This is a genomic window from Parendozoicomonas verongulae, assembly GCF_009711465.1.
GTDB lineage: Bacteria > Pseudomonadota > Gammaproteobacteria > Pseudomonadales > Endozoicomonadaceae > Sansalvadorimonas > Sansalvadorimonas verongulae.
In genome coordinates, this window is record NZ_SMME01000870.1 from 16,884 (window position 1) to 30,266 (window position 13,383).

General features: G+C 49.5%; 9 protein-coding genes. 4 read left to right on the top strand and 5 right to left on the bottom strand.

Annotated elements, in window-relative coordinates:
• Window positions 1-40: 40 nt before the first annotated feature.
• Window positions 41-1,783: a carbamoyltransferase family protein gene (locus E1189_RS20250; protein WP_155162966.1), complete on the top strand. Its 1,743-nt coding sequence runs from the start codon at window positions 41-43 to the stop codon at window positions 1,781-1,783.
• A gap of 50 nt (window positions 1,784-1,833) precedes the next feature.
• Here E1189_RS20250 and argH read toward each other — a convergent pair whose 3' ends face one another.
• Window positions 1,834-3,186 (bottom strand): argininosuccinate lyase, encoded by a 1,353-nt coding sequence (gene argH / locus E1189_RS20255; protein WP_155162968.1) that lies wholly within the window; start codon window positions 3,184-3,186, stop codon window positions 1,834-1,836.
• Window positions 3,187-3,331: 145 nt separating this feature from the next.
• On the opposite strand from argH, the gene E1189_RS20260 reads away from it, so the two are divergent.
• Together E1189_RS20260 and E1189_RS20265 are read left to right on the top strand one after the other, a co-directional pair.
• Window positions 3,332-4,417: a sensor histidine kinase gene (locus E1189_RS20260; RefSeq protein WP_155162970.1), complete on the top strand. Its 1,086-nt coding sequence runs from the start codon at window positions 3,332-3,334 to the stop codon at window positions 4,415-4,417.
• A gap of 18 nt (window positions 4,418-4,435) precedes the next feature.
• Complete coding sequence (locus E1189_RS20265; protein WP_155162972.1) at window positions 4,436-5,200, top strand: LytR/AlgR family response regulator transcription factor; 765 nt, start codon at window positions 4,436-4,438, stop codon at window positions 5,198-5,200.
• A 16-nt stretch (window positions 5,201-5,216) separates the two neighbouring features.
• Here E1189_RS20265 and E1189_RS20270 read toward each other — a convergent pair whose 3' ends face one another.
• From E1189_RS20270 to E1189_RS20285, 4 genes are all read right to left on the bottom strand, one after another.
• A complete protein-coding gene (locus tag E1189_RS20270; protein WP_155162974.1) occupies window positions 5,217-7,346 on the bottom strand; it encodes a class I adenylate-forming enzyme family protein in 2,130 nt (709 codons plus the stop codon).
• 37 nt (window positions 7,347-7,383) lie between these two features.
• Window positions 7,384-8,910 (bottom strand): SpoVR family protein, encoded by a 1,527-nt coding sequence (locus E1189_RS20275; protein WP_155162976.1) that lies wholly within the window; start codon window positions 8,908-8,910, stop codon window positions 7,384-7,386.
• Window positions 8,907-10,196, bottom strand: coding sequence for a YeaH/YhbH family protein (locus E1189_RS20280; RefSeq protein ID WP_155162978.1), 1,290 nt, complete (start codon window positions 10,194-10,196; stop codon window positions 8,907-8,909). The genes E1189_RS20275 and E1189_RS20280 overlap by 4 nt, the downstream gene beginning before the upstream one ends.
• 84 nt (window positions 10,197-10,280) lie before the next feature.
• On the bottom strand, window positions 10,281-12,203 hold the full coding sequence (locus E1189_RS20285; protein ID WP_155162980.1) for a PrkA family serine protein kinase: 1,923 nt from the start codon (window positions 12,201-12,203) through the stop codon (window positions 10,281-10,283).
• Window positions 12,204-12,513: 310 nt separating this feature from the next.
• On the opposite strand from E1189_RS20285, the gene E1189_RS20290 reads away from it, so the two are divergent.
• A complete protein-coding gene (locus tag E1189_RS20290) occupies window positions 12,514-13,335 on the top strand; it encodes an HAD-IIB family hydrolase (RefSeq protein WP_155162982.1) in 822 nt (273 codons plus the stop codon).
• The last annotated feature ends 48 nt before the right edge of the window (window positions 13,336-13,383 follow it).

The window sequence follows — 13,383 nt, forward strand, 5'->3', positions numbered from 1 at the left end:
CCCGGGATAGGGCTTTGCACTGAGTACTAAGGAATCGTTGATGATTATTCTTGGTCTGTCTGGCGCTATTGGCCACGACCCTTCTGCTGCACTGTATATTGACGGTAAGCTCGTTGCTGCCGTTGAAGAAGAACGCCTGATTCGGGATAAGCACGCCAAGGGTAAAATGCCTTTGGAAGCGACCCGGTTTGTATTACAGCAAGCCGGAATTCAGCCCTCCGATGTCGACATTGTTGCCGTCCCCATGGCTCCTATCAGTCTGTCCTCCAAAGCACGCTGGCACTACGCCAAGCGCTATTGGTACGCGCCTGATCGCTCCCTTGATGCTCTGTTCAACGGCAACCGTCGTTATCGCCGCTATGTGCGCAACATCCGCTTGATGCTGGAAAGCATTGGCTTCACTTGGGGCGATTTTGAGTTTGAACCGGTTGAGCACCATCTTGCCCACGCTTCCAGCACCTACCATCTGAGCGGCTTTACCGAAAAAACCGCCATTATGGGTGTGGACGGCAAAGGTGAATACGCCACTACCTTTTTTGGTTATGGCGAGAACGGTAAGATTCATAAGATTAAAGAATTTTACGACCCCGACTCCCTTGGTGGTTTGTACGGCGCCATGACCGAATACCTCGGCTTCGATATGCTCGATGGTGAGTTCAAAGTGATGGGCATGGCTCCTTATGGTGATCCGAACAAATACGACCTTAGCCGTTTGATTGATTTCGATGGAAAAGACTTCAAGATCAACACTAAGCTAGCCAACGTCATCGGCCTGCGCCGGTACAAGGAAGAAGGCAAAGGCTTCTACTTCACCCCCAAACTGGTGGACTGGCTTGGGCCTCGTCGTCAGGGTGATGTGGCTGACGATCCTTACATTCACTATGCTGCATCCATTCAGGCTCTGTATGAGAAGGTGGTACTGGGGCTGATGGATCATTATCTCGGCGATATCATCAAGGAAACCGGCAAGATTGCTTTTGCAGGTGGTGGCGCACTGAACGTGAAGCTGAACCAGAAGATTATTGCTCGCCCGGAAGTCAAAGAGCTGTTTGTCCAGCCTGCATCTGGTGATGCCGGCACAGCTATTGGGGCGGCGTCGTATGTTTCCATGCAGCGCGGGCAGGGCGTTGAGAAGATGGAGCACGTTTATCTTGGCCCATCATTCACTAATGAACAGGTGGTTGAAGCCTGTAAGGCACACCCTGAGCAACCAAAGTTTAAGCAAATTGCAGATATTCCCCAGAACATCGCCAAAGTGCTTCACGAAGGTAACCCGGTTGCCTGGTTCCAGGGCCGGATGGAGTTTGGCCCTCGTGCATTAGGTGGCCGAAGTATTGTCGGTTGCCCCAGCCATCCGGGGATTGCTGACCGTATCAATGAACAGATTAAATTCCGCGAGCGGTGGCGCCCGTTCTGTCCCAGTATGCTTGCGCGTACAGCCAGGGAAATGTTTAAAGTTGATCATCCAGCACCGTATATGACGTTCACCTTCGAAGTAAACGAGGAGTGGAAGAGCCGCGTTCCGGAAGTTGTTCACGAAGATGGCACATCCCGCGCACAGGCTCTCAACCCCGGAATACACGACCGTTACTACACATTGATGGAAGAGATGGAAAAGCTCACCGGCAATGGTGTGGTTTTGAATACGTCCTTGAATCGCCGTGGTGAGCCAGTTGTGTGCACACCTACGGATGCCTTGAATATGTTCTTTGGGTCAGATCTTCAGTATCTGATTATGGAGGATATTCTGGTGGTGAAAGGGGATTTTCCTGAGTACGTGTAAATGAAAAGGCCTGAGGTGTTTACCTCAGGCCTTTTATGACCCTGAGAGCGTCAGGCAAACTCTCCAGTCCCGCCAACATGCCCACGGGCACTCACACAGCCCTCCAGAGAAAGCGCATCCTGCACGCCATATTCAATCACACCGGAGAACTGCTGTAGTTCATTCAGTGTCATGTCTGAAAGGTCTTTACCGGTGTTCAAACCATAAGCCACGGCCTTGCCGACAATTTCGTGAGCTTCACGGAAGGGTACGCCTTTCTTCACAAGGTAATCGGCCAGATCGGTTGCCGTAGCAAAGCCTTTCCTGGTAGCAGCGCGCATATTCTCCGGTTTGGATTTGATATGGGGCACCATATCCGCAAAAGCTCGAAGGCAGTCTTTCACCGTATCCGCGGCATCAAACAGTGGTTCCTTGTCTTCCTGATTATCTTTGTTGTAAGCCAGCGGCTGACCTTTCATCAGTGTCAACAGACTCATCAGATGGCCATTCACACGTCCTGTTTTGCCGCGCACCAGTTCCGGTATATCGGGGTTTTTCTTTTGGGGCATGATGGAGGAGCCGGTACAGAACCGATCTGGCATTTCGATAAAGTCGAACTGCTGAGATGTCCACAGCACCAGTTCTTCCGACATTCTGGAGAGGTGAGTCAGCACCAATGCGCTGGCGGAGCAGAACTCGATGGCGAAGTCCCGATCACTGACGGAATCCAGTGAGTTAGCCGTTGGCGCATCAAACCCCAGAAGCTCCGCAGTATAGTTACGATCAATCGGGAAGGTAGTTCCCGCCAAAGCTGCTGCGCCGAGGGGGCTTTGATTCATACGTTTGCGGCAGTCCTGCATACGGCTGGAGTCGCGCACTAACATTTCTCGCCAGGCTCTGAGGTGATGTCCGAAGGTAATGGGCTGGGCAACCTGCAGGTGAGTAAAGCCCGGCATGATAGTTTTGTTTTCTTTATCGGCCAGTTCTGTCAGGCCATTTTGTAACCGTTCCAGCTCATCAAGAATATTGTCGATTTCATCCCGCAGCCAGAGACGTATATCGGTAGCTACCTGATCATTTCTGGAACGGCCGGTATGCAGCTTCTTACCTGCAATACCAATCTTTTCAGTCAGCCGCGCTTCTATATTCATATGAATATCTTCCAACGCTACCGACCATTCAAACTCGCCCCGCTCAATTTCGCCTTCAATGTCTGCAAGGCCATGTAGAATACTTTCCAGCTCTTCGTCTGTAAGAATACTGGCCTTGTTAAGCATTTTAGCGTGGGCTTTGGAGCCCTTGATATCGTGATGATAAAGGCGCTTATCAAAATCAATTGATGCCGTGAATCGCGCAACGAACGCATCCACTGGTTCGCTGAATCGTCCGCCCCACTGCTGATTTGATTTCACCTTCTCACTCATGATGTCTGCATCCCGAGAAATGTTTTGCTTATTGATTTATAAATGGACTTGTCGGGAGATTATACCGCTGGCGACATTTCTTCGCTTCCCGATTAGCGGTATAACTAAGGAATAAATTCTAATAGCGTATAAGTTGAGCCTGTTGATGAGTCTGCCCGACAAAGATGCAGATAATTTTTTTCTACCCAATATTTGCTCCCCCCGTGCAGTATTTCTGCTGGTTGTTATTGCTGAGCTGTTTGTGCTGGTTCTGGTTCTTGCCTGGACAGGTGCTGGCACCTTTGACTGGAATCGTCTGGCGCTGACCTCCTTGTTTGTGCAATGGATTGTGCTGGTTTCGGCCGCTGTCATCTGCAGCCTGCGGCCACTGCTGTACCGAGCTAACCCTGCCGTTATCACAGGTACATGTCTGTCGGTATGCCTTGCTGTAACATCCCTGTTTACGCTGATTTCTATATGGATTATGGGAAGCCTCTCTCTTTCCACCCTTAGTCCCGGGGCGCCTGTCAGCTTCTGGCAGGAGCAGGACGGTCAGCTTCTTCGTAACAATATTATTGCTCTGATTATGGGAACCATGGTGTTGCGTTACTTCTTTCTGCAAAAGGAAGTTTTACGTCAGCAACAGGCCGAGCTGAACTCTCGCATCCAGTCTCTTCACTCCCGCATTCAGCCGCACTTTCTGTTTAACAGTATGAATACGATTGCCAGCCTGATTACCTCACGGCCACAGATTGCCGAGCAAGTGGTTGAGGATCTGGCAGACTTGTTCCGTGCCAGTCTGGATAAGGCCACCATTCTCATTTCCGTAAAGGAAGAAATCGCTCTAGCCAGGCAGTATCTCAATATCGAATCTCTGCGCTTTGGAGAACGCCTCAACACAGTCTGGAAAACTGATGAGTTCTCTCCGGATGCAGTGATTCCAAAACTTTGCCTGCAACCCATTCTGGAAAATGCGGTTTATCACGGCATTCAGCCCGACCCGCAAGGCGGTGAGGTGCATATAAATATCTGCAGTGAGAAGCAGATCATAACTTTAACAGTGCGCAATACACTTCCTCAGCAAGATGTGGATAACTCTTCTCATGGCAACAAGATGGCACTGAATAATATTACCGACCGACTCCAGGCACTCTATGGAGACGAAGCAGGTTTGCAAACCCGCATTTATCAGAGCGACAATCGTAGCTGGTTTGAAACCACCCTTAACTGCCCGGACAGATCAAAAAGCTAGAAGACATAAACGTACAACATGACCATAAACAACAATATAAAGGTACTGGTCTGCGACGATGAACCTCTCGCCCGAGAACGCATGCGCATAATGCTGGACCGCATTACGGGTGTTGAAGCAGTAAAAGAAGAAGCAGGGGACGGTCAACACGCTTTGCAGTTGATTGAAAAACACACACCAGATATTGTCCTTCTGGACATTCGTATGCCGGGGATGGATGGCCTTGCCTGTGCACAACATATCGCCAGGATGGACACACCACCCGCTGTGATCTTCTGCACAGCCTACAATGATCACGCTCTTGATGCTTTTAAGGCGCAAGCCGTGGATTACCTGTTAAAGCCCGTTCGTCAGGCTCAGTTAGAAGACACTCTACAGCGTGCCCAACGCCTGACCCGCTCACAGCTCTCCGCACTTAATGCCAAACAGGGTGAAGGTGCCCAGCAATCTCCCGACAGTCATATCTCAGCCCGCACTCACAAAGGTATTGAGCTGATTCCAGTTGACGACATCACCCTGTTTCATGCGGACCACAAATATGTCACCGTGCACTACAGCAGGGGGGAAGTATTGATTGATGAATCTCTCAAGAGCCTTCAGAGCAGGCTGGGGGAAAGCTTTGTACGCATCCACAGAAACGCCCTTGTCGCTCATGACGCCATCGAAAATTTTATGCGTAACGAGCAAGGCTTTTATGAAATACATATTCGTGGAAAGGAACATCCTATGGTTGTCAGCAGGCGCCATGTTGCCTCTGTCCGGCGCCTGCTATCAAACAGATAAGAACCTCGGGTTAGCTTTATTTACCTCCCTCTAAACTCACCTGTCTCAAAAATATTGCCTGATCCTTAACAGAAAGCTCCTCTTTGAGACTGCTAGAATGTTTCCGAATCATATCTGCAAGTTGATTCTTTACCGGCACCCTTTTCAGCTTAAACAGGGGGGTTCTGGGCAAAACCACACCCGGCTTAAGCACATGAATTAATTCTTCCACAGGCAACTCATGAGCTTCAAGACCTCTCGATTCTCGTAGAGCTTTGAGAACCTGTTCTGGCGACACCTCGTGTCCAGGGTGAGGGTTAACAATCAAGGCTACCCTTTCATCCGCAGTTGCTGTATCAGTGTACTTTTGTATTCCGATAGACATGGACTCCTGAACCCCTGCCACGGTATTCGCGATAGTTTCAATACTCTCAGGGTTTACGTTTTGACCACCAACAATAATAATTTCCTTTGAACGACCAGTTAACTTAAGGTGGCCCTCTTTCAGAACGCCTTTATCTCCAGTTTTTATCCAGCGCCGTCCGTGCTTGTCAACGATGAATGTTTTGGCTGTCTCATCAGGGCAGTCATAGTACCCGGAGCAAACATTATCACCAGAAACCAACACATCCCCTTCGTCGTCCACCGCATACATTTCAAGATCAATACCAGCACTTATATCTGCATCATCAGGAATATTGGCAATTACAAGGTCGACATAAGGCAAAGGTACCAGTCCCGCCCCTGGCTCTAGTTCCAAAGCTATAGCAACAGTGGTTTCAGACATACCATACCCCTCGGTAATGTTGGTGCCGAAAACACGTTGCACCGCGGTTCGCGTCGTGCTTCTTGTAGCTGAGGCTCCAGAGATAACCAGAGTTGGCTTTTTATTTTCAAATACTTTTGTGAGGCTTTCCGACATCCCCGTCGCTAATCTATGCAATAGTTTATCAACCCCAAACACCATGTCAGGCTGACTATTTGACAAGGTTGACATGAGCTCTTTGGCATTACGAGGGTCTGCTACGAGATGCAAAGTTCCTTTCACTGTAGGTGTAACACCGAGCGCCACCAATAAACCAAATGAGTGAGTCATCGGCAGAGGCATCCACATAGAAGGGTTTTCTGGTGCGTCCCTCATATAGTGCTGCAATATATCCACAACCTGCGCATGGTTTGAAAACAGGTTTTTATAGCTGATGGGTATAGCTTTAGGTGTCCCGGTTGTGCCACTGGTAAACTGCAATATAGCTGTATCATCAGGCTTTTTTTGAAAGTATCTCAGCTCTCCACTCTCTCCAATGTTTATAGCCTGTGATAAAGAGATGCTCCCCCTTGGAGGGGTTTGGGTCTTGCCCTGCAACGATGCCCCTGTCGTCACCGCCAGTCGCTTAAGTCCCCCCACAATACCTCTCCCTTTATCAGCATCCATAACTCCAGACATCACGAGTGGTATACTGGAGAAATCACTTTCTCCTCCCCTTTCGGTTTCCAGCCTGTTAGCCACATCGATTCCAGCATCCACTACTTTAGAGTGTGTTTTCATGCCAATCAGCATGGATGCTCCCGATGCCTGCAATTGCTGCCCGAGTTTAACTGTCAGCATCTCATGATCGCCAGCTGTCAGAACAATCACAGGCACCAAACCTGCCCTGAAAACTCCCAGCAGAGTAACCAGTAGTTCCGGTGAAGAAGGCATCATCACTGCCACGCGAGCATTATCTGGAAATTTCTGCCTTTGTAGAAAAACAGCCAGGGCTTTACTCTGTCGATCTAATTGATTAACCGTGAGCTTCTTTTGCAAACCTGTCACAGCTATACGAGTAGCTGCATCTGAAGTAGCGAAATAATCTCCCCATAATGCCTCAATATCGATAGAGGGCGGGCTCAATTCCGGGTTAGTGGTCAGCTTTTTCTGAATATTGTCTGGGTAGTGCTTAAACCATGGCTTATCAGCCCAGTTGACGGCTTGTACGCTTGAGCAAAAAAACAATAACGCAAGGGAAAAGCATAACCTCCTGTTGACTACAGTTACGTAAGTCCAAAACTCATTGCGATCATCTGATTTCATGCGAGGAAAGCCTAAAGGAAACATACTTCTACCTGTTCTTACGCTATTACCTGCTGGAAGAACTCCATTGTAGGCGAATAAAAAAATGCTGGGCATAAAGCCCAGCTAGCACAAGAAAAAAGATTGCGGTTTTTTAAGCCGCCTCGCTATCGCCTCCCTTGGCTGACGTTGAATAGGTTTCAAGAACCTGCTCGCCATCAACCGACTCCAGCCGCACATCAAAACCCCAAAGGCTTTGAATGTGGCCCAGAATTTCGTTGGTGCTGCCATTATCCAGAGGGCAGTTTTTATGACGGTAATGACGAAGCGTCATCGACCGATCGCCCTTGGCATCCACGCTGTATACCTGAATATTAGGTTCCAGATTTCCCAGGTTGTACTGTGCAGCCAGATTCTGACGCAGCTGCCGGAAGCCTTCATCGTTGTGAATAGCCCCCACTTCCAGATAGTTATTTGCCTCTTCAGAGACAATCGTGAACAGACGCATATCCCGCATCACTTTCGGTGAGAGATACTGGAGGATAAAGCTCTCATCCTTAAAGTTACGCATGGCATAGTCCAGCACTTCCCCCCAGTTCTGATTGCCTGCAAAGTCCGGGAACCAGCGTTTGTCTTCATCTGTGGGATCAAGGCAAATGCGCTTGATATCTGTGAAGATGTTGAAGCCCAGAGTGTAAGGGTTCAAACCACTGTAGCGGGGATCATCAAACTCCGGCTGGAACACGACATTGGTGTGAGACTGCAAAAACTCCAGCATGCTGCCGTCGGTAATAATTCCCCTGTCGTGCAATTCATGCATCAGGGTGTAGTGCCAGAAGGTCGCCCACCCTTCGTTCATCACTTTGGTTTGCTTTTGTGGATAGAAGTATTGCGCCATCTTCCGCACGATACGGATCAGTTCACGCTGCCAGGTGTCCAGCAATGGCGCGTGCTTCTCAATAAAGTAGAGAATGTTCTCTTCCGGATCCGCCGGGAAGCGGGCTTCCACCTTCTCTTCCTTGCGGAACTTCTGGGGAATCGTGGTCCAGATATCATTCAGTGTGCGCTGAATATACTCTTCCCGCTCCTTCTGACGATGCTTTTCTTCATCAGCAGACAGCGGCACCGGACGTTTATAGCGGTTCACTCCCTGACTTTGCAGAGAGTGCGCTGCATCCAGAATTTCCTCCACCGCATCAATGCCATATTTCTCTTCACACTGAGCGATGTAGTTTTTGGCGAACATCAGGTAGTCAATTATAGAATCCGCATCCGTCCAGGCCCGGAACAGATAGTTCCCCTTGAAGAATGAGTTATGGCCATAGCAGGCGTGGGCAATTACCAGCGTCTGCATAGTCATGGAGTTCTCTTCCATCAGGTAGGAGATACAGGGGTTGGAGTTAATCACAATCTCGTAGGCCAGCCCCATCTGGCCTCGCTGATAGTTTCCCTGGTTGGCAAGAAACTGCTTACCGAAAGACCAGTGGTTATACATCAACGGCATACCCACCGATGCATAAGCATCCAGCATCTGCTCGGAGCTGATTACTTCAATCTGGTTGGGGTAAGTATCCAGACCAAACTCTTTGGCAATCCTGGCAATCTCATGATCGATAGATTCAATCAACCCGAAGTTCCACTCCGAGCCGGTAAACAGGGGGGCTTTTGCTGACTTGGTCATGCCATCGCCTCCTTCTTCTCAAACAGTTCACGGAACACCGGATAGATATCCGTCGGCCCCTTGATATGGGACATGGCAAAGTGGTCAGGGTGCGCCTGTTCCAGCTTCTTGTACTCGTGCCACAGGTTCTGATGATGACGGTCGGTAATCTCGACATAGGCGTAGTATGCCAGATTCTTCATCATATCTTCCGAGATAACCTTCGAGCACTTGGGCGAATCTGCCTCCCAGTTATCACCATCCGAAGCCTGGGCCACGTAGATGTTGTACTTCTTGGGATCGTACCGTTCGTCGATAATATCCCGTGCCAGCGTTAGGGCAGACGACACCACCGTTCCACCAGTTTCCCGCGCGTAGAAGAAATCGTGCTCATCGCACTCTTTTGCTTCGGCGTGGTGGCGGATAAATACCACTTCCACCTTCTCGTAGTTCCGCTGCAGGAACATATAGAGCAGGAAGAAGAAACGCTTGGCCATATCCTTTATGTCACGGGTCATGGAGCCAGATACATCCATCACGCAGAACATCACTGCGCTACTGGACGGCAGTGGCACTTTAATCAGGTTGTTGAACTTGAGATCAAAGTCATCAATAAACGGCAGCCGTTTGATTTTCTCGTTCAGTTCCTTAATACGCAGTTTAATTTCTTCTGCCCGTGCCTCATTGGTATCGTCCGGGCTGACTTCCATCTCCCGCAGTTCACGCTTGAGGGCACGAATCTCTTTGCGATCCTTGCCAGACAAAGCAATCCGCCGTGCGTGTGCACCACGCAGGGAGCGAATCACATTCAAACGATCCGGCGCACCGGCACTGGTGAAACCACCACGGCGGAAAGCAAACTCGCTGCTTTCCTTTAGCTCTTTGCGCACCATGTTGGGCAGCTCAAGATCGTCAAACAGATACTCGAGAAACTCATCACGGTTAATCTGGAAGGCAAAATCGTCCAGGCCTTCACCACTGTCGGAGGCATCTCCTCCGCCACCGCCTTTGCCCTTTCCCTTACCGCCCTTGGGCTTGGGAAAACGGTCGCCTGTCACGAACTCTTTATTGCCCGGATGGGTCTGATCCCGATCACCACCTTCTCCGTGATGGAAGAAGGGCTCGGACAAACTTTTCCGGGAAATAGTTATTTCTTCACCACTATCAGTGTCGGTGATACTTCTGCTGTTCACCGCGTCGTTTACAGCTTTCTGGATCTGCCGGCGATAACGGCGCATAAAACGCTCGCGATTCACCGTACTCTTCCCTTTACTGTTACGACGGCGGTCTATGATAATACTGCTCATAAACACCTCCAGCTTTGTGTCAGGAAAGACTGGGGCGACTCCCTAAGGAGCCCCCCGTCGTGTTATACACATGACTGTCTGACGTTACTGAGACTTGCGAACCCGGATATACCATTCGCACAGCAGGCGTACCTGCTTCTCGGTGTAGCCATGCTTCATCATCCGTTCCACAAAATCGTGGTGCTTCTTCCGCTCATCCTGGCTGGACTTGGTGTTAAAGCTGATCACCGGCAGCAGATCTTCAGTATTGGAGAACATCTTCTTCTCAATCACTGAGCGCATCTTCTCGTAGCTCAACCAGCTTGGGTTCTTACCTTCATGATTGGCGCGAGCCCGCAACACAAAGTTCACTACTTCGTTACGGAAGTCCTTCGGATTGGCGATACCCGCAGGCTTCTCGATCTTCTCCAGCTCATCGCTCAATGTTGCTCGGTCGAGGATGTGGCCGGTGTCAGGGTCACGGAACTCCTGATCCTGAATCCAGAAATCAGCGTAAGTGATGTAGCGGTCAAAGATATTCTGGCCGTACTCAGAGTAGGACTCCAGATAAGCAGTCTGAATCTCTTTGCCCAGGAACTCCACATACTTGGGCGCCAGGTATTCCTTGATGAAACGCATATAGCGATCATGGGTTTCCTGTGGGAACTGCTGCTGCTCAATCTCACGCTCCAGCACATACAGCAGATGAACCGGGTTGGCTGCCACTTCTGATGAGTCGAAGTTAAAGACCTTGGACAGAGTCTTGAACGCGAAACGAGTGGAGAGACCTTCCATGCCTTCATCAACACCGGCCGCATCCTTGTACTCTTGCAGAGACTTGGCGTGTGGATCGGTATCTTTCAGATTTTCACCGTCGTATATTCGCATTTTGGAGTAGGCGTTGGAGTTATCAGGCTCCTTGATACGGGACAACGTGGTGAACTGAGCCAGCATCTTCAAAGTGTCAGGTGCACAGGGCGACTGCTTCAAGGAGCTGTGCTCAAGGAGCTTCTCATAAATATGAATCTCTTCACTGACACGGGTGCAGTAAGGCACCTTGACGATATTCACTCGGTCGATGAAGGCTTCGTTAGTCTTGTTGTTGCGGAATGTCTGCCACTCGGATTCGTTGGAGTGCGCCAGCAACACACCTTCAAACGGAATCGCGCCGAGGCCTTCGGTACTGTTGTAGTTACCTTCCTGAGTGGCAGTCAGTAACGGGTGGAGTACCTTGATGGGCGCCTTGAACATTTCGACGAATTCCATGACACCCTGATTGGCACGACACAGGGCTCCGGAGAAGCTGTAAGCGTCTGGATCGTCCTGAGAAAATTCTTCCAGCTGACGGATATCAACCTTACCAACGAGACTTGAGATGTCCTGATTGTTTTCATCGCCGGGCTCCGTTTTGGCTACTGCAACCTGGTTGAGAATGCTCGGGTATAGCTTCACAACGCGGAACTTGGATATGTCGCCGCCGTACTCATGGAGGCGCTTCACTGCCCAAGGTGACATGATGTGACGCAGGTATCTGCGAGGGATACCGTACTCTTCACTCAAAATGGCGCCGTCTTCCGCGTCATCAAACAGCCCCAGTGGTGATTCAAACACCGGCGAGCCCTTGATGGCATAGAACGGCACCTTCTGGATCAACGCTTTGAGGCGCTCTGCCAGAGAGGATTTACCACCACCCACAGGGCCCAGGAGATAAAGAATCTGCTTCTTCTCTTCCAAACCTTGAGATGCATGGCGGAAATAGGAAACGATCTGATCTATGGCTTCTTCCATACCATAGAACTCGTTAAAGGTTGGGTAACGCTTGATGATTTTGTTGGAAAAGATACGGCTCAGGCGCGGATCTCTGGAGGTATCCACCATTTCTGCTTCGCCGATGGCCATGAGCATCCGCTCAGCGGCATTGGCATAGGTACCTGAATCCTGCTTACACAGGTCCAGATACTCCTGCAGGCTCATTTCTTCCTGTTGTGTAGAGTCGAAACGGCTCTGATAGTGCTGAAACAAGGACATAAACCACCCGTCTTATCGTTATTCATGTTACGGATCTGCCAGGGCCTTCCACTCAGGCCACTTTGCTTCCCTGTTTGCGCTCCTTTTCGAGTCTTTCTTATAACTGGCAGCCTTCTTCTTGTGCTATTGGATCATGCCCATTACTGTTCCTGATGAACATGGCAGGATATAGGTATTTTTAACTATAAAGCAAAGCTATTTTTACTTAACTCGTGCACCCATCCTACCCATAACCACTAGAATTAAAAAGACTGTTTTGGTCAGGTATTTTATGTAATATTGGATCTGTTACCTCTTCGGTAAAATAATAATGAAAGATATCAGACTGCTTGTTTTTACCGATCTTGACGGCACTCTTCTGGATCATGAAAGCTACAGCACCGAGCCCGCCGCAGAGGCCCTTGCCCTTCTCAAAGCTCTTCATATTCCCCTGATATTCAACACTAGTAAAACCCGTACAGAAACGGTTTTCCTGCGGAATCAACTCAATAATAACGACCCGTTCGCCACAGAAAACGGCAGCTGTCTTTCTATTCCAGATAACTACTTTTCTGGCGAAGCTGAAAAAGGCTATCGCACAACAATGTTTGGCAGCCTGTATTCCCAGACTATCCAAATACTTGCAAATATTCGCTCTGAATATGGTCTATCCTTCACAGGCTTTCACGATATGACACTGAGAGAAATATCAGCCTGCACAGGGCTGGATCTCGAAGAGGCTAAACGCGCCCGGGACAGAGACTGCAGTGAACCACTGATCTGGAGCGATACTGAAGAAAACCTGTCGCTATTCAAACGCCTGCTGGATGCCAGAAACCTGCACCTTACACGGGGTGGACGCTTTCATTATGTGTCAAGCGAGGGTAATAAAGGGTTAATAGTGCAGTGGCTGAAGGATCATTTTCAGGCGGAATATCCTGACAGCAAATTCATGACTATCGGGTTAGGTGATGGCAGTAACGATCTCCCGATGCTGGAGGCTGTGGATAACCCCGTGCTGGTCATATCAGACCATGGTCATGCACCAAAATGCAACCACATCAAAAACCTGATCACCACGGATGCACCTGGCCCGGTCGGGTGGAATCAAACGATTCTCAAATTGGTGCACGAGCTACTCTATGAGTCATAGCATTCTTACAACCGGCGTGCAGTTCAATCAGAAAACCTTCCACACCAT